The organism is Allostella sp. (assembly GCF_041913585.1).
Lineage (GTDB): Bacteria > Pseudomonadota > Alphaproteobacteria > ATCC43930 > Allostellaceae > Allostella.
Map to the genome: position 1 here is coordinate 25,284 of NZ_JAYSFE010000006.1, position 15,243 is coordinate 40,526.

The window sequence follows — 15,243 nt, forward strand, 5'->3', positions numbered from 1 at the left end:
GAACGGCCGCGCGCCCGGGGAAATTTCCGGCGCCGGTCAGGGGTCGGCGGCGATGTCGAGATAGGGCGAGCCCGGTTCGTCCGACAGCAGGAGATAGCGGCGGATCAGCCAGATGATGCGCTCGAACGTGATGCAGCAGTCGAAGAGATCGCGCTCGACCTCGACGCCGGCCGCGTTCTTCGACATGACCGCCAGCCGAATCCGCTCGGTGACCGGCGTCCGGTCCGCGGTCAGTTCGGTCATCTGCGCCCGGTCGAACGCATCGCGCGAGCGGCAGGTGCCGCCGAAGAGTTCCAGCAGGGCGTGGGCGCTCTCCACCATCATCGCCATCGGCTCGGAGACGGCGGGATCGGAACCCGACCGCGCCACGTTCTCCGCCAGCCGCTCGATCTGCGGCTGCAGCCCGAGCACCAGATTGTGCAGGCGCTGAAGCGAGGCCGTGCGCCGCCGGATCCCTTCGTCCTCGGCCCGGTCAGCGAGGGCGTCGAGGAAGTCGCCCAGCGTGTGGGCGATGGCGGGCCAGTCGCGATGGGCCGGGCGGCTCACGGGCTGGTCGTGCCGCACCCGGTCGAGGCCGGTCGCCAGCCCCTCGACGATGTCGAGATGCTCCTTGAAGGCGAGTTCGGTGGCCGTCGCGGGATCGAGCAGGGCGGCCCGGCTGATGAACCGCGGTTCGGCGGGATCGTCGCGGATCTGGCGCGCCACCATCGCCGAGAGCCGGTCGGCGATCGGACGCTCGGCCGCCAGCGCCACGGCATAGGCGCCGACCTGCATCACGAGGTAGGCGACGGCCACCAGGAACGGCGCCTGACGGGTGTCGACGGTGGCGACGAGGTCCGGACGGACCCACAGCACGGCCGCCAGGGCGACGAGCGCGAGGCCCGAACCGATCACCTTGAGGACCGCCTGGTAGGTTCCGAGCGCCCGGCCCATCGGCGACACGCCCGAGGTGAGGAAGGCGACGTTGGCGGCGGAGGTGAGGTTGGCGCCGATGACCGCAGCGACGGCCTCGACCGGGCCCAGGGTCCCGGACTGCGCCAGCACGGCGACGACCACCGCGACCGTCTTGGCGGTCTGCAGGACCGGGACCAGCGCCGCGCCGACCAGGAACGCCGCGACCGGCAGGCCCGAGAGCGAGGCGAAGAGGCCGCGCAACGTCGGGTCGGCCCGCAGTCCCTTGGCCGCTTCCCCGACCATGTCGAGGCCGAAGAGGATCAGCACGAAGGCGAGGGCGGCGCCGACATAGGCGCGGTGGCGGGGCGACTGGTCGAGCTTCAGGTAGAAGAGGAGGCCGCAGGCGCCCGCCGCCGCCAGGATCGCGGCATGGAAGTCGACCGCCGCCAGGAAGACCAGCACCGACGTGCCGATGTTGGCGCAGGCGATGAGCGGGAAGGCTTCCCGGATCGAGATGATCTGGGCCGTGGCGAGGCCGGTCGCCGCCGCCGTCACGGCGTTGGTGCTCTGGGTGGCGGCGCCGGCGCCCGCTCCGAGCAGCATCATCAGGAGGCGATGCCGGGCAAGCCGGGCGGCGATCATCCGCACCCGGTTGCCGGCCGACTGTTTGAGGTGCGTCGACAGCAGCCGCATGCCGACGAAGAACAGCCCGAGCCCGGCGAATATCCCGAGGAGGACGTCGATCATGGGCGGGGCCGGTGCGGCGCGGACGGCGGGAGGCCGGCGGCCGCCCGGGGCCCGTGCGCCCTTGCGGTCAGCGCCGCGCCTCGGGCGCCGCCTTGAGTTCGGCCCGCGAGATGTCGCGGATGCGGCGATCGACGCGCTGGATCGCGCGCATCAGGGCGCTACCTTCCTCGCTCAGCGCCGTCTCGGTCGGAGTGATCGAGAATTCCGCCTTGGGCAGGGGCAGCAGGGTCAGCTTCAGTTCCGACACCTGCATGCCGCCGCCGCTGTTGATCGCGACCACGGTGGAGACGATGCCGCGCTGCAGCTCCGACAGCAGGCCGGGATTGTTGAAGCGGTGCAGGTCCATCTGCTCGTCGAGGAAGTCGAGGTCGGCTTCCGACGCCTCGCGCACCAGCCCGAACTTGAAGGCGAGGCCGGGGATGAGGCCGACTTCGTTGTCGATCTCCTTCATCTTGTAGCCGGCATAGCCGAGCAGCTTGAAGAGATGCGCCGACTCGTGGGCCGTGGCGACGCTGCGCACCGACGGCGGCGCGACGAAGTGGACCGCGTCCATGGCGGTGTCGGTGGCCCAGCCCATCGCCCCGGCGGCCATGCCCCAGAGCTTGCTCAGCGTCCTGGGCCGGTCGCGGATGAGGTCGGTGGCGGAATCCGCGCGCTCCTTCTCCGCCGCCACGGCCGGCGGCGGCGCGGGCAGCGGCCGCTCCGGCTTCATTTGCTGGGCGCCGCTCGGCGGGGGATTGGCCTGTGCCTGGGCACCTGGCGCCAGGGGTGCGGTCAGGATCAGGGCGAATGCCCCGGCCGCCAGGGGCCGCAGAAGGCTGTTCATCCTCAACGCTCCATCGTGGCGAGGCGGAGTGCCCGGCCTCGGACGTAGGCCCGGTTCTCCTCGGACAGGGGGACCACACCCTCGACGGTGAGGTAGCCGTCGGGGCCGATCGTGCGCTCCCGTGTCAGCTCGGTGATGAGTTCGCGCAGGCCGGCGACCGGGCCGCGCCCGCGATAGTCCTTCACATGGGCGCGGTTGATGTAGACGAAGAGGGGGCGGATGTAGGGGTAGGTGCGGCTCGCGACCGTGGTCGGCGACGGCAGCACGCCGTCGAGCGGCAGGATCTTCAGGAGGTCGGCCATGGCGACCGCCATGTTGTACGGCAGGATCGCGATCGACCCCGGCGCCGCGTCGGTCATGGCGAGGCGGACCGCCTGATCGTAGGGCACGCCGACCTCGACCACGACCTTGTCGGTGCGCAGGCCGACGCATTGCTTCACCCGCGCCTCGGCGGCGAAGATCCCGCGGATCGCAGGAATGCCGCGGCAGGCGGCCTCGAGGAAGCGGTCCTCGAAGAACCCGCGCGACCCGAGCCCGGGGGCCGGCAGCACGACGCGGATCGGCGTGTCGGGCAGGCGGTCGTCGATCTCCTTCCAGCGCTTGCGGCTGTTGGTCAGGAACTCGTCGTCGGTCGGCAGCTCGCGCGCCACCGCCTCGTAGAGGTTGCGGAGCGACAGGTCGTAGTCGGCGTCGTTGCGCCGCGTCGCCAGGACCAGCGTGTTCGAACCGAGCTGGATCTCGATGATCGCCGGCACGCCGTTCTCCTGGCAGCGTTCGAACTCCGTCGTGCGCATCCGCCGCGACATGGCGACCACGCTGGCCGCGTCGGGGCCGGCCGACCGGCAGAACTCCGCGAGGCCGCGTTCGGTGCCGCGATAGTCCTGCTGCGGCGGCACGATCACGCCCGATTCGACGAGACGGTCGAAGACGCTGCGCAGGAACGGCGAGACGAAGGTCGATCCGACCGCCTTGATCGGCGCTTCCGCGCCGGCCGGCAGCGGCAACATGGCGGACATGCAGGCCATTGCCGCGGCCATGACCCATCGGACCGGTCCCCGGCGTGACTTCGCGTTCCCTCGACCCATGCATCCCCCTCCTGCATGCCGCCCGCGTCCGAGCACACGCGCTACGAACATCGACGATATCAGAGAATGCGTCGCGAATCGCGCGCGGCGAGAGGCGGAAGACGGTTCGAGTTGAACCCGACTCAGTCGCCGAGCATGGCGCGTTCGAGCATCCCCGGCGCCCGCGCCAGCCGCGGGCCCGCCTCGTCCAGCACGATGCGGCCGACGCGCATCACCGAAACGCGATGGGCAATGCCCAGCACCGCCGAGTTCTGCTCGGCGATCAGCACGCCGGTGCCCGATCCGGCGATCCAGGTCAGGCGCTCCAGCAGATCGGCGACCACCGCCGGCGCCAGGCCCAGCGTCGGCTCGTCGAGCAGCAGCACGCGCGGCAGGTTCATCAGCGCGCGGCCGATCGCCAGCATCTGCTGCTGGCCGCCCGAAAGCTGCCAGGCGTGGGTGCGGTCCTTGGGAGCGAGCTGCGGGAAGAGTTCGTAGACCGAGGCGACGCGCTCCTGGCGGGCAGTGCGGTCGGCACGGCAGGCCGCCAGGAGGTTGTCCCGGACGGTCATCCCCGGGAACACCCGCCGACCCTCCGGTGCGAGCCCGATGCCGAGCCGCGCCCGCCGCTCCGGCGGCAGGTGCTGGATCGGGGTCCCGGCGAGGACGATGCTGCCGGCGGCGACCGGGAGCATCCCGGCCACCGCCTGCACGAGGCTGGACTTGCCGGCGCCATTGACGCCGAGCAGCGCCACGATCTGGCCCGCGCCGAGCCGGAGGGTGACCTCCTGGGCGACGCGGCCGGCACCGCGCACGACGTCGACGCCGTCGAGCGCCAGCAGCGGCGGGTCGAGCGGGGCTCCTTCGACGGCGGGCGCGCCCTGGCCGAGGTCGCTCATCGCATGCGCTCCCCGGCGTCGTCCGTCGCCGGGGCGATGCCGACATAGGCGGCGACGACCGCCGGATCGCGCCGCACCTGGTCGGGCGTGCCGATCGCGACCACCCGTCCCTGGTCGAGGCAGGCGACGCGGTCGGCGAGGCCGAGCAGGAACTCCAGGTTGTGGTCGACGATGACCATGGCCAGCCCGCGTGTCTTGAGGACGCGCAGCCGCTCGGCGAGATAGGCCTGCTCCGGCGCCGACAGGCCTGCCGCCGGCTCGTCGAGGAGGACGAGTTCGGGGTTGCGGGCCAGCGCGCGCGCCAGTTCGAGGCGGCGCTGCGCGCCCGGTGGCAGGGTTCCGGCCGGGCGCAGCCCGTCGCCGCCGAGGCCGAGCGCGTCCAGCACCGCCACCGCCTCCGCCCGCGCCCGGCGCAGGCGGCCGTCGGCGCCGATGGCGGCGAGCGCGCCGCGCAGGCTGCCCGGCAGGTCGCCCATGCGGGCGACGGCGACGTTGTCGAGCACCGACAGCGTCGGGTGGAGATGCACCGTCTGGAAGGTGCGCGCGACGCCATGGGCGGCGATGCGCGACGGCAGGCGGCCCGTCATGTCCTCGCCCGAGATCACGACCCGGCCCTCGTCGGGCGCGGCCAGCCCGGTGACGACGTTGACCAGCGTCGACTTGCCCGAGCCGTTGGGGCCGATCAGCCCGAAGATCTCGCCGCGGGCGACCTTGAGGGTCACGCCTTCCAGCGCGACGACGCCGCCGAAGTTCTTCGACACCCGCTCCAGCGAGAGCACGGGCCGCGTCGTCGCCATCAGCGAGCGGCCGGGCGCCCGCAGGGTCGGCAGCTTCTGGGTGAAAGGCGTGGCGCCGAGCCAGCGTGCCCGCGCCGCCTCCAGCCAGCCGACGATGCCCTCCGGGAAGAACAGGATGGCCGCCAGCAGGAGCGCCCCGAACGCGAGCAGCCGGTACCCCTCCAGGACCTGGAAGAGTTCCGGCACCAGGACGACGAGGAAGGCGCCGACGATCGTGCCCGAGGTCCGCGCCACGCCGCCGACGACGCAGATGACGAGGCAGCGCACCATGATGTCGAAATCGAGCACCTCGGGCGAGACGACGCCGATGGTGTGGACCTGGAGCGCCCCGGCGAGGCCGGCCAGCCCGGCGCTGGCGAGGAAGGCGCAGAAGCGCAGCCGTTCGGCGGGCACGCCGGCGGCGATCGCCGCGAACGGATCGGTGCGCAGGACGTCGAAGGCGAGGCCGAGCAGGCTGCCGCGGAGCTGGTAGAGGCCGAGGCCGGCGAGCGCCACCAGGACCCACGCCGCGATCATCCCGGCGCGGCCGTCGAGCTGCGCGCCCATCACCACCAGGGGCGGAATGCCGGCAAGGCCGTTGGAGCCGCCCGTCAGGTCGACCCAGCCGATCGCCAGCACCAGCATCACCTGGGCGATGCCGAGCGTCGCCAGCGCGAAATAGTGGGTCGACAGCCGCAGCACCGGCACGGCGACGAGGGTGGCGAAACCGACTGCGACCAGGACCGCCGCCGGCAGGGTCAGGTTCCCGGTCCAGTCCCATTGCAGGGTCGCCAGCGCCGCGACATAGGCGCCGATGCCGAAGAACGCGCCCTGGGCGAGCGAGAAGGCCCCGGCCAGCCCGAAGATGAACTGGTAGCCGAGGCCGAGCAGGGCGTAGATCGCGACCTGGGTCAGGAGGCGGATCGGATAGGGCGCCTCCAGCGGCAGCATGAAGGCGACGAGGGCGCCCGTCGCGAAGATCAGCGGCAGCCGCAGCCCGTCGGCGAACCAGAAGGCGACGCGGTTCACGCCCGCCGCCCCGTCGCTTCGCCGAGGATGCCGCTCGGCCGGAACAGCAGGACCAGCAGCAGGGCGACATAGAGGAACGCCTCGGCCGCCAGGTGGCCGATGGCGGCGGCGGCGAAGGATTCGAAGACGGCGATGACCAGCGCGCCCAGCACCGCGCCGCCGATGCGACCCCAGCCGCCGATGACGACGGCGACGTAGGCCTTCAGCATGTAGTTGGCGCCGTCGGCCGGGGACAGGAAGAACTGGTTGGCGACGAGCAGGCCGGCCGCCCCCGCCAGCGCGCCCGCCAGCGCGAAGGCGACCAGGATCAGCGGCACCACCGGGATGCCGAGGGCGCGGGCGATCTCGGGGTCCTGGGCGGTCGCGCGCAGCTGCCGGCCGAGCTGGGTGCGCTCCAGCAGCAGATGGAGCAGGCCGATCAGCGCCGCCGCGGTCGCGATCATCGCCAGCGACTGCCAGCCGACGGCCGCCTCGCCGACGCGGGTGGCGCCGGCGGCGATCAGCGGGCTCGCCGACGCGGGCTCGGGGCCGGCGAGGCCGAGCACGGCGTTCTGGACGACGATGCCGAAGGCGATCGTCGAGATGAACACCGCCGTCGGCGGGCGGCGGCGCAGCGGCAGGAACGCGACCAGCGACAGCACCAGGCCGAGCAGGCCGGTGCCGACCATCACCACCGGCAGCAGGACGATGCCCGGCAGGTCGATCGCCGGCGACAGGGCGACGGCGAGAAAGCCGCCGGCGACCACGAGTTCGCCCTGGGCGAAATTGACGGCGTTGGTCGCGTTCAGCACCAGCACGAAGCCGAGCGCGACCAGGGCGTAGGTCGATCCGAGCGACAGGGCCGACAGCAGGAGCTGAAGCAGATCCGTCATGGCCGATCCGCTGTGGGCGCGGTCGGCACCTGGGCTGTCGTCGCCGTCATGCTCACCCGTTCTCGAGGACGTCCCGGTAGCGCCGGACGATTCGCGGCGTCCGGTCGCGGCCGTCGTAGCAGAGGATGACGGCGTCGTGCGCCATGTTTCCGCGCCCGTCGGAGCGATAGCGCATGGCGAGCCCGTCATAGGCCTGCGACGCCAGGTGCTCGCGCACCGCCGGGCCCGACCGCGCTCCCGCGGCGACGGCGTCCAGGACCATGGAAATGCCGTCGTACTGGGCCAGTGCGAAGGCGTCCGGCTCGACCTGGAAGCGGGTGCGATAGTCGGCGACCCAGCGCTCCAGCGCCGGGCTCCCGCCCGAGATCGGCGACGAGCCGCTCTCGGCGCAGACGCCGGCGAGTTCGGCCGGCTCCAGCAGGGCCGCCGTCGCCGGCTGGTGCATCGCCGAGCCGGCGACGATCGGCAGCCCCAGGCCGAGGGCGGCCGCCTGCCGCACGAGCCGCGCCGTCGGCTCGGCATGCAGCTGCAGCACGAGCACGTCGGGGCGCGCGGCCCGCACCTTGGTCAGCACCGGGGCCATGTCCTTGACCGTCGGGGCGAGGCCGTCCTCGAACACGACCTCGGCGCCCAGGCGCTCGAAGTTGGCGAGGAGATGCCGCCGGCCGCTCTGGCCGTAGGCGGTCGTCTGGTGGACCAGCGCGACCCGGCGCCGGCCCAGTTCCTCGACGACGTAGCGCGCCTGCGCCGTCTTCACGACGTCGTCGCCGGGGAAGAACCGGAACACCCAGGAATTGCCGCGCTCGGTGATCTCGGCGGTGCCCGAGACGGTCACGAGCGGCACCCCGGCCTCGGCCGCCGGCGGCAGCAGCGCCAGCATCTGGGTGCCCAGCATCGGCGCCGCCAGCGCCGTCGGCGCCCCGCCGCGCAGCACCCGCGCGAAGGCGTTGAGGGCCTGCTCGGGCGAGGTCGCGGTGTCCACCGTCTCGCTCCGCACCGTTACCCCGGGGCGGTGCTGGAAGGCGAGCAGGGCGCCGTTGCGCTGGCTCGCGCCCTCGAGCGCGAGGAAGCCGGTCAGCGGCGCCAGCACCGGAATCGTCGCCGCCGCCTCGGCGCGCGCCGGGGCCGCCGCGAGGGGCAGCATCGCCGCGAGGAGCGTCAGGACGGGAAGCGCGCGCATCGATCGGACCGGGGGGCTGGCGGAGCCGGAGAGTGGGCGCCGCGGCGAGCGGCTGTCAACCCGCGGGGTGTCGACGGATCCTGTGACGGCCGTCACTGCGCGGCGGTGGTGCGCCATGCATCATGCTGGGCATACCCCGCCCCCCAGCGGGATCGTGGTCCGGGTTCCCCGACCGGGGCCACAACCACTCCGTCGTTCCTCCTCCCCAGACGGAGTCGTCGCCCCGCGGAGCCGCTCCCCCCGGCCCCCGCGGGGCGAACCATTTCCCCGTCCCGTCAGAGCCAGTCCGGATCGAACTCCAGGACCGCGTCCGCCGCGTCGTCGGCGAGGGCGGCCAGTTGCGCCGCCGCGGCCGGCATCTCGTGCTGGGCGTAGAAGCGGGCGGTCGCGATCTTGGCGCGGTGGAACTCCGGCTCCTCGCCCGCCGCCAGCGCGGCGGCAGCCGCCGCCGCCGACTTCGCCATCAGCCAGCCGCCGGCGACCGTGCCCAGCAGGCGGAGATAGGCGACGGCGCCGGCCGCCGCGCGCGTCGGCGCGGCCTTCTGGGTCTCGACCATGCGGGCCGTCGCCGCCACCAGCGAATCGATGCCGGCCAGCACCGGCCCGGCGATGCCGTCGGGCAGCGGACGGGCGAGGTCGTCGCGCATCCGCCGCACCAGCGCCTCGGCCGCGGCACCGCCGTCGCGCCCCAGCTTGCGGAACACGAGGTCGTTCGCCTGGATGCCGTTGGTGCCCTCGTAGATCGGCGCGATCCGAGCGTCGCGGAGATGCTGGGCCGCGCCCGTCTCCTCGACGAAGCCCATGCCGCCATGGACCTGGATGCCGGTCGACGCGACCTCGACGCCGAGGTCGGTCGACCACGCCTTCACCACCGGGATCATCAGGTCGACGAACGCCTGGTGCCGGCGGCGCTCGGCCGGGTCCGGGTCGCGGAGCGCGTGGTCGAGCGCCGCCGCCACGGTGTAGGCGAGCGCCCGCGTCGCCTCGGCGCGGGCGCGCATGGCGAGCAGCATCCGGCGGACGTCCGGGTGGCGGGCGATGGCGACCGGGGTCGGGTCCGGCGACCCCAGTTCGCGGCTCTGGACGCGGCCCAGCGCATGGCTCCGCGCCTGCTGGTAGGCGCGCTCGGCGATCGCCACGCCCTCCAGACCGACCGCGAGCCGGGCGTTGTTCATCATCGTGAACATGTATTCGAGGCCGCGGTTCTCCTCGCCGACGCGGAAGCCGGTGGCGCCGCCGCCGTCGCCGAAGGCGAGCACGCAGGTCGGGCTGGCGTGGATGCCGAGCTTGTGCTCCAGCGACACCGTGCGGACGTCGTTGGCCGTGCCCGGCCGGCCCGCGGCATCGGGCAGGAAGCGCGGCACGATGAAGAGCGAGATGCCGCGCGAGCCGGCGGGCGCGTCGGGCGTGCGGGCGAGGACCATGTGGACGATGTTCTCGGCCAGGTCGTGATCGCCCCAGGTGATGAAGATCTTCTGGCCGGTGATGGCGTAGCTGCCGTCGTCGCGGCGGACGGCGCGGCTGCGGATCTGGCCGAGGTCGGAGCCGGCCTGCGGCTCGGTCAGGTTCATGGTGCCGGTCCAGGTGCCGGCGATCATGTTCGGCAGATAGGTCGCCTTCTGCTCCGGCGAGCCGTGGTGCGACAGGAGGTCGATCGCCCCCTGGGTCAGGAGCGGGCAGAGCGAGAAGGCCATGTTGGCCGACGCCCACATCTCGCCGACCGCCGTCCCCACGAGCCAGGGCAGGCCCTGGCCGCCATGGGCGGGGTCGAAGGGCAGGCTGCTCCAGCCGGCGTCGACGAAGGCGCGGTAGGCCTCGCGAAACCCGGTGGGGGTGCGGACGACGCCGTTCTCGAGCCGGGACCCTTCCTCGTCGCCGGGCCGGTTGAGCGGCGCCAGGACGCCCCCGGCGAAGCGCGCGGCCTCCTCCAGGACCTGGTCGACGAGTTCGGGGTCGGCCCCCTCGGCACCGGGCAGGCGCGCCACCGCGGCGAGGCCGGCGACGTGGTGGAGGACGAAGCGCATGTCGCGCACCGGGGCGGCATAGGCGGTCATCGCAAAAGTCCTCTCACAGCACCTTGCCGGGATTCATGATGCCCTTCGGGTCGAGCGCCCGCTTCACCTTGCGCATCAGTTCCAGTTCGAGCGCGCTCTTGAAGTCGGGCAGGACGTCGCGCTTCAGCCGGCCGATGCCGTGCTCCGCCGAGATGCTGCCGTTCAGCTCGGCGACGACGCCATGGACGATCGCGTTGAACTCGGCCCAGCGCGCGAGATAGGCCCTGGTGTCGGCGCCCACCGGCTGGCTCAGGTTGAAGTGGATGTTGCCGTCGCCGATATGGCCGAAGGCGACGACGCGGATGCCGGGCAGCCGCTCCTCGACCCGCCGGCTCGCCTCGTCGAGGAAGTCGCCGACCAGCGACACCGGAACGGCGATGTCGTGCTTGATGCTGCCGCCCTCGTGCTTCTGGGATTCGACGATGCCCTCACGGATGCGCCAGAGCTGGGCCGCCTGCTGGGCGGACGCGGCGACGGTGCCGTCGAGCACCAGTCCGCGCTCCATCGCCGTCTCCAGGAACTTCTCCATGGTCTGGCCGATGTCGCCGTCGGGCACGCTCGACGACATTTCCAGCAGGACATAGTGCGGGTAGGGCCGGTCGAGCGGGTCGGTCACGCCGGGCACGTGCCGGGCGGAGAATTCCAGCCCGATGCGCGGGATCAGCTCGAAGGCGGTCAACTGATCGCCGGAGGCGCCGCGGGCGAGCGCGAACAGCTCCAGCGCCGCGCGATGGCCGGGCAGCGCGACGAAGGCGGTCTTCACCTCGCGCGGCTTGGGGAAGAGCTTGAGCACGGCGGCGGTGATGATGCCGAGCGTGCCCTCGCCGCCGACGAAGAGATGCTTCAGGTCGTAGCCGGTATTGTCCTTGCGCAGGCCGCGCAGCCCGTTCCAGACCTGCCCGTCGGGCAGCACCACCTCCAGCCCGAGCACGAGGTCGCGGGCGTTGCCGTAGCGCAGGACCTGGATGCCGCCGGCGTTGGTCGAGAGGTTGCCGCCGATCTGGCAGCTTCCCTCGGCGCCGAGGCTGAGCGGGAAGAGGCGGTCGTGGCGGTCGGCCTCGGCCTGCAGTTCGGCCAGGATGACGCCGGCCTCGACGGTGATCGTGTAGTTGATCGGGTCGACCGCACGGACCCGGTTCATGCGGCCGAGCGAGAGCACGATCGCGTCCCCCGCCTCGAACGGGACGGAACCGCCGCAGAGGCCGGTGTTGCCGCCCTGGGGGACGATGGCGATGTCGTTGGCGGCGCAGATCCGCACCACTGCCGCCACCTCCTCGGTCGAGGCGGGACGCACGACGGCCGGCGCCTTGCCGACGAAGAGCCCGCGCTCGTCCTTGAGGTAGCGCGCCATGTCGGCGGCATCGTCGATCCATCCCCTGGGCCCGACGACGGCGCGGATCGCGTCGAGCGCGTCGGGCGGCACGGGCTTCGGCATCACGGTCATCGCAGGCATTCTCCGGGGTGGCGGCGGCAATCTCGATGCAGCGCGCAACCTAGCAGGTTGTCGCGAAAGGCTCACGGGCCGGCTTCGCCGGGGCCGTGGTTCCGGGGCCGTGGTTGATGTCGATCAAGGCGCCGGTGCGATGCCGCCCTAATCTCCTGCTTCCGGTCGGGCGGATGCGCCGACCGGCTCGAGCTCGAGGAGACAGTCATGAGGATGCGATCGACGTCCAGTGCAGCTCTCGCCGCCGTCCTGGCGGTCCTGCTCGCAGCGGCGCCCGCCGGCGCCCAGATGGGGCCGGGCCCCGGACCCGGGATGATGATGGGCGGGGGGATGGGGCCGGGCCAGGGCGCCTGGGGCCAGGGACCGGGGGGCCAGGGCCCGGGCGCATGGGGACCGGGCGCATGGGGACCGGGCGGGCGCGGCTGGGGCCGCGGGATGATGGGCGGCGGCTGCGGGCCGTACGGCGCCGCGGCGGACGGACAGGCCCCCATGTTCGTGCAAGGCCGCATCGCCTTCCTCAAGACCGAGCTCGGCATCACCGACGCGCAGGCTCCGGTCTGGGACGCCTACGCGGAGGCGATGAAGGGCAATTTCGTCAACATGCAGGGATTGCGGCAGGCCATGCGTGCCGCCTTCGACGCCGAGACCCCGGTCGCCCGCCTCGACGCTCACATCGGCGTCCTGGAATCGCGCGCCGCGACGCTGAAGGCCATGCAGAAGCCGCTCGCCGATCTCTATGCGGCGCTGAGCGAGGCGCAGAAGCAGAAGGCGAACGACCTGATGACCGGCATGGGCTGCATGATGTAGCCGCCGCGCGGGCGGTCGGGCGGGGCCGCTGCCGGCGGCGGCCCTACTCGAACGCCGGCGGTTCGGGGCGCGGGGCGGCGGCGCGGCGCAGCCGGTCGTTGATCGCCTCGCCGAGGCCCGTCGCGGGGATCGGCATGACGGCGATCCGGCGCACGTCCGGGCGGTCGAGCCGGCGCAGGTGGGCGAAAAGATTGGCCGCCGCCTCCGCCAGGTCGCCCGCGGCACTGAGTTGGAGCGTGACGGCGGCGCCCGCCGGGACGTCCGGCCCGAAGGCGAGCAGGGCCTCGTCGGCCGCCACCGTCGCGGCGTCGAGACGCACCGGCCGCTCGGGCGCGTAGTGGCTGGCGAGTTGCCCCGGCGCGGCCGGCCGGTCGGGTTCCGCCGGCACCGTGCCGTCGCCGATCGGGCCGAGCACCGCGGCGATCGCCTCCCGGGCGAGGCCGCCCGGCCGCAGCAGGATCGGCTCCGGCCCGGTGAGGGCGAGCACCGTCGATTCGACGCCGACCCGGCATTCGCCGCCGTCGAGGATCATCGCGACCCGGGCGCCGAGCCCGTCGGCGACGTGGGCGGCGCTGGTCGGGCTGATCCGTCCGGACGGGTTGGCGCTCGGCCCGGCCACCGGCCGGGCGAAGGCCGCGAGCAGCGCCAGGGCCACGGGATGGGCCGGAACGCGCACCGCGACGGTGTCGAGCCCCGCCGTCGCCAGCAGCGAGACGCCGCCCTCCGGCCGTCGCGGCAGCACCAGGGTCAGCGGCCCCGGCCAGAAGCGGGCGGCGAGACGCAGGGCGCGGTCGTCGAGGCGGGCGATCCGCTCGGCCGCCGCGATGTCGGCGACGTGGGCGATGAGCGGGTTGAAGCGCGGGCGGCCCTTGGCCGCGAAGATGCGGGCGACGGCGTGGTCGCTGGTGGCGTCGCCGCCGAGGCCGTAGACCGTCTCGGTCGGGAAGGCGACGAGTTCGCCGGCGTCGAGCAGGCGGGCGGCCTCGGCGACGGCATCGGCGGTCGGCGGGCGGATCCGGCCGGGCGGGGGCGTGGGGGCGTTCACGGCGCCATGATTTCGCCGTTCCCGGGCGCTATCGCAAGTGCGGTTGACCGAATCCGGCAGGCTTTGGCACTGGTCGCGCCCGAGACTGCCGGGCGCGATCGGGTCCACGATCGGCGGTCTTCCGCCGTATCTTCGCGTCCGGGGGGCCCGTTGTCGCCAGCGCCGTCGTCGTTCGCCCCGCCACCGGCGTGGCAGCCCCGGATTCCGTGGCTGGGCGGCATGTTCGCGGCCGCGGCGCTGCTCCTGCTCGCGATCCACCGGCCGCTGTCGGGCCCCTGCTTCGGCTTTGTCGACGACTATGTCCTGCTCGACGCGGCGCGCCCGCTGCCCGACTGGCCGTTCCTCGGCTGGCTGGCGCGCGACGGCCGGCCACTCTACGGCGTGCTCCTCAACCTCGTGCTGGCGCCGCTCGGCGACGTCTGCGACCTCGGCTTCCTGCGGCTCCTCAACGTCGGGCTGGAGGCGCTGATCGCCGTCCAGATCTTCGCCCTGGCCCAGCGGCACGACTGGCCGACGGCCCCCGCCGCCGCCCTCGGCATCCTGGTCGTCGCCCTGCCGGGCTTCGCCGTCGCCGCGTCGTGGGCGACGCTGGTCGGGCCGCTGGCGGCGATCGCGCTCGGGCTGGCGGCGGCGTGGTTCGCCATGCCGGCGCCGGGTGCCGACCACGGATCGCCGGCCCGGCCGGCGGCGGCGGCCTGTCTGCTGGCGGCGGCGCTCTCCCTCTATCAGCCGGGGGCCATGGCCTATGTCGCGGGCGTCGCGGTGGCGCTCGTCCGGCAGCCGGCGACGATCGCGACGCTGCGGCGCGCGATCCTGCCGGCGGCGTTCGTGTTCGCCGCGGTCGTCCTCGCCTACGCGATCGTCTTCCTCGTGCTGCCGCTCGCCCTTCCGGGCGACACGATCTCGGCCCGGGCGACGCTCACCCCCGAACCCTGGCACAAGGCGATCTGGTTCCTGGGCGTGCCGCTGCGCCAGGCGCTCAATCCGTTCAGCCTGCTGCCGGTGCCGCGCTTCGGGCTGGCGCTGCTGGCGCTGGTGGCGCTCGGCACGTTCCTGCGGCACCGCGGCGTCGGCGCCGGGCTGGTGGCGCTGGCGGCCCAGGCGGGGCTGGTGGTGCTGGCCTTCCTGCCCAACCTGGCGGTGGCGGAAAGCTGGCCCGCCTTCCGCTCGAGCCTGCCGATGGCGATGACGGTGGCGGTGCTGGCGGCAGCGGCGATCCTCGCCGTGGCCGAGGCGCTGCCCGGCCGCGCCGGCCCGGCGGCGGGAGCCCTGCTGCTGGCCGCCACCGCCGCGTTCGGGCTCCACCTCGGCGGCCGTGCGGCCGATCGCGGGATCGTGCGCCTGCAGCGCGAGGAATGGCGCATCGTCGTCGAGGCGGTGCGGGCCCTGCGGCCGCCGCGCCCGCACGAGCCGCCGGTGGCGGTCACCCTGGTGCCGGCTGCCGGCGTGCCGGGTTGTGTCCGCTGGCAGCGCTTCGACGAGTTCGGCCTGCCCTCGACGGCGCGGCCGTGGGCCGCGCACGCCATGCTGCGGCACGCCTGGCGGCAGGTCCATGGCGAGGCGCCGATGCCGCGCTTCGTCGTCGCCCCGCCCGGCGCCCCGCCCG

At 73.6% G+C, this 15,243-nt stretch carries 12 protein-coding genes; 2 read left to right on the forward strand and 10 right to left on the reverse strand.

What is annotated here, in order from left to right:
* Positions 1–36: 36 nt before the first annotated feature.
* The 9 genes from ACE3Q3_RS02330 to ACE3Q3_RS02370 all read right to left on the reverse strand — a co-directional run bounded on the left by ACE3Q3_RS02330 (position 37) and on the right by ACE3Q3_RS02370 (position 11,785).
* A complete protein-coding gene (locus ACE3Q3_RS02330) occupies positions 37–1,641 on the reverse strand; it encodes a hypothetical protein (RefSeq protein ID WP_374441216.1) in 1,605 nt (534 codons plus the stop codon).
* Between the two features lie 67 nt (positions 1,642–1,708).
* Complete coding sequence (locus ACE3Q3_RS02335; RefSeq protein WP_374441218.1) at positions 1,709–2,467, reverse strand: hypothetical protein; 759 nt, start codon at positions 2,465–2,467, stop codon at positions 1,709–1,711.
* A 2-nt stretch (positions 2,468–2,469) separates the two neighbouring features.
* Entirely contained in the window at positions 2,470–3,483 is a 1,014-nt protein-coding gene (locus ACE3Q3_RS02340; protein WP_374441221.1) for a PstS family phosphate ABC transporter substrate-binding protein, read from the reverse strand.
* A gap of 191 nt (positions 3,484–3,674) precedes the next feature.
* Positions 3,675–4,430, reverse strand: coding sequence for an ABC transporter ATP-binding protein (locus tag ACE3Q3_RS02345; RefSeq protein WP_374441223.1), 756 nt, complete (start codon positions 4,428–4,430; stop codon positions 3,675–3,677).
* A complete protein-coding gene (locus ACE3Q3_RS02350; protein ID WP_374441227.1) occupies positions 4,427–6,235 on the reverse strand; it encodes an ATP-binding cassette domain-containing protein in 1,809 nt (602 codons plus the stop codon). The genes ACE3Q3_RS02345 and ACE3Q3_RS02350 overlap by 4 nt, the downstream gene beginning before the upstream one ends.
* A complete protein-coding gene (locus ACE3Q3_RS02355) occupies positions 6,232–7,107 on the reverse strand; it encodes a branched-chain amino acid ABC transporter permease (RefSeq protein WP_374441231.1) in 876 nt (291 codons plus the stop codon). The genes ACE3Q3_RS02350 and ACE3Q3_RS02355 overlap by 4 nt, the downstream gene beginning before the upstream one ends.
* Before the next feature lie 52 nt (positions 7,108–7,159).
* Positions 7,160–8,287: an ABC transporter substrate-binding protein gene (locus ACE3Q3_RS02360; RefSeq protein ID WP_374441234.1), complete on the reverse strand. Its 1,128-nt coding sequence runs from the start codon at positions 8,285–8,287 to the stop codon at positions 7,160–7,162.
* Positions 8,288–8,562: 275 nt separating this feature from the next.
* Positions 8,563–10,341: an acyl-CoA dehydrogenase gene (locus ACE3Q3_RS02365; RefSeq protein WP_374441236.1), complete on the reverse strand. Its 1,779-nt coding sequence runs from the start codon at positions 10,339–10,341 to the stop codon at positions 8,563–8,565.
* A gap of 13 nt (positions 10,342–10,354) precedes the next feature.
* Positions 10,355–11,785 (reverse strand): FAD-binding oxidoreductase, encoded by a 1,431-nt coding sequence (locus ACE3Q3_RS02370; RefSeq protein ID WP_374441238.1) that lies wholly within the window; start codon positions 11,783–11,785, stop codon positions 10,355–10,357.
* Positions 11,786–12,274: 489 nt separating this feature from the next.
* Between ACE3Q3_RS02370 and ACE3Q3_RS02375 the strand changes: the two genes are divergently transcribed.
* On the forward strand, positions 12,275–12,592 hold the full coding sequence (locus ACE3Q3_RS02375) for a Spy/CpxP family protein refolding chaperone (protein ID WP_374441240.1): 318 nt from the start codon (positions 12,275–12,277) through the stop codon (positions 12,590–12,592).
* Positions 12,593–12,635: 43 nt separating this feature from the next.
* Here ACE3Q3_RS02375 and ACE3Q3_RS02380 read toward each other — a convergent pair whose 3' ends face one another.
* A complete protein-coding gene (locus tag ACE3Q3_RS02380) occupies positions 12,636–13,637 on the reverse strand; it encodes an L-threonylcarbamoyladenylate synthase (RefSeq protein ID WP_374441242.1) in 1,002 nt (333 codons plus the stop codon).
* 219 nt (positions 13,638–13,856) lie between these two features.
* Here ACE3Q3_RS02380 and ACE3Q3_RS02385 point away from each other — a divergent pair.
* The coding region (locus tag ACE3Q3_RS02385) for a hypothetical protein (protein ID WP_374441245.1) at positions 13,857–15,243 on the forward strand (1,387 nt) is incomplete at its 3' end.

Coding starts and splice junctions, on each gene's coding strand:
- ACE3Q3_RS02375 (WP_374441240.1), top strand. CDS start 12,275: ATGTTCGTGCAAGGCCGCATCGCCTTCCTCAAGACCGAGCTCGGCATC.
- ACE3Q3_RS02345 (WP_374441223.1), bottom strand. CDS start 4,430: ATGAGCGACCTCGGCCAGGGCGCGCCCGCCGTCGAAGGAGCCCCGCTC.
- ACE3Q3_RS02335 (WP_374441218.1), bottom strand. CDS start 2,467: ATGAACAGCCTTCTGCGGCCCCTGGCGGCCGGGGCATTCGCCCTGATC.
- ACE3Q3_RS02360 (WP_374441234.1), bottom strand. CDS start 8,287: ATGCGCGCGCTTCCCGTCCTGACGCTCCTCGCGGCGATGCTGCCCCTC.
- ACE3Q3_RS02365 (WP_374441236.1), bottom strand. CDS start 10,341: ATGACCGCCTATGCCGCCCCGGTGCGCGACATGCGCTTCGTCCTCCAC.
- ACE3Q3_RS02330 (WP_374441216.1), bottom strand. CDS start 1,641: ATGATCGACGTCCTCCTCGGGATATTCGCCGGGCTCGGGCTGTTCTTC.
- ACE3Q3_RS02355 (WP_374441231.1), bottom strand. CDS start 7,107: ATGACGGATCTGCTTCAGCTCCTGCTGTCGGCCCTGTCGCTCGGATCG.
- ACE3Q3_RS02370 (WP_374441238.1), bottom strand. CDS start 11,785: ATGACCGTGATGCCGAAGCCCGTGCCGCCCGACGCGCTCGACGCGATC.
- ACE3Q3_RS02340 (WP_374441221.1), bottom strand. CDS start 3,483: ATGTCCGCCATGTTGCCGCTGCCGGCCGGCGCGGAAGCGCCGATCAAG.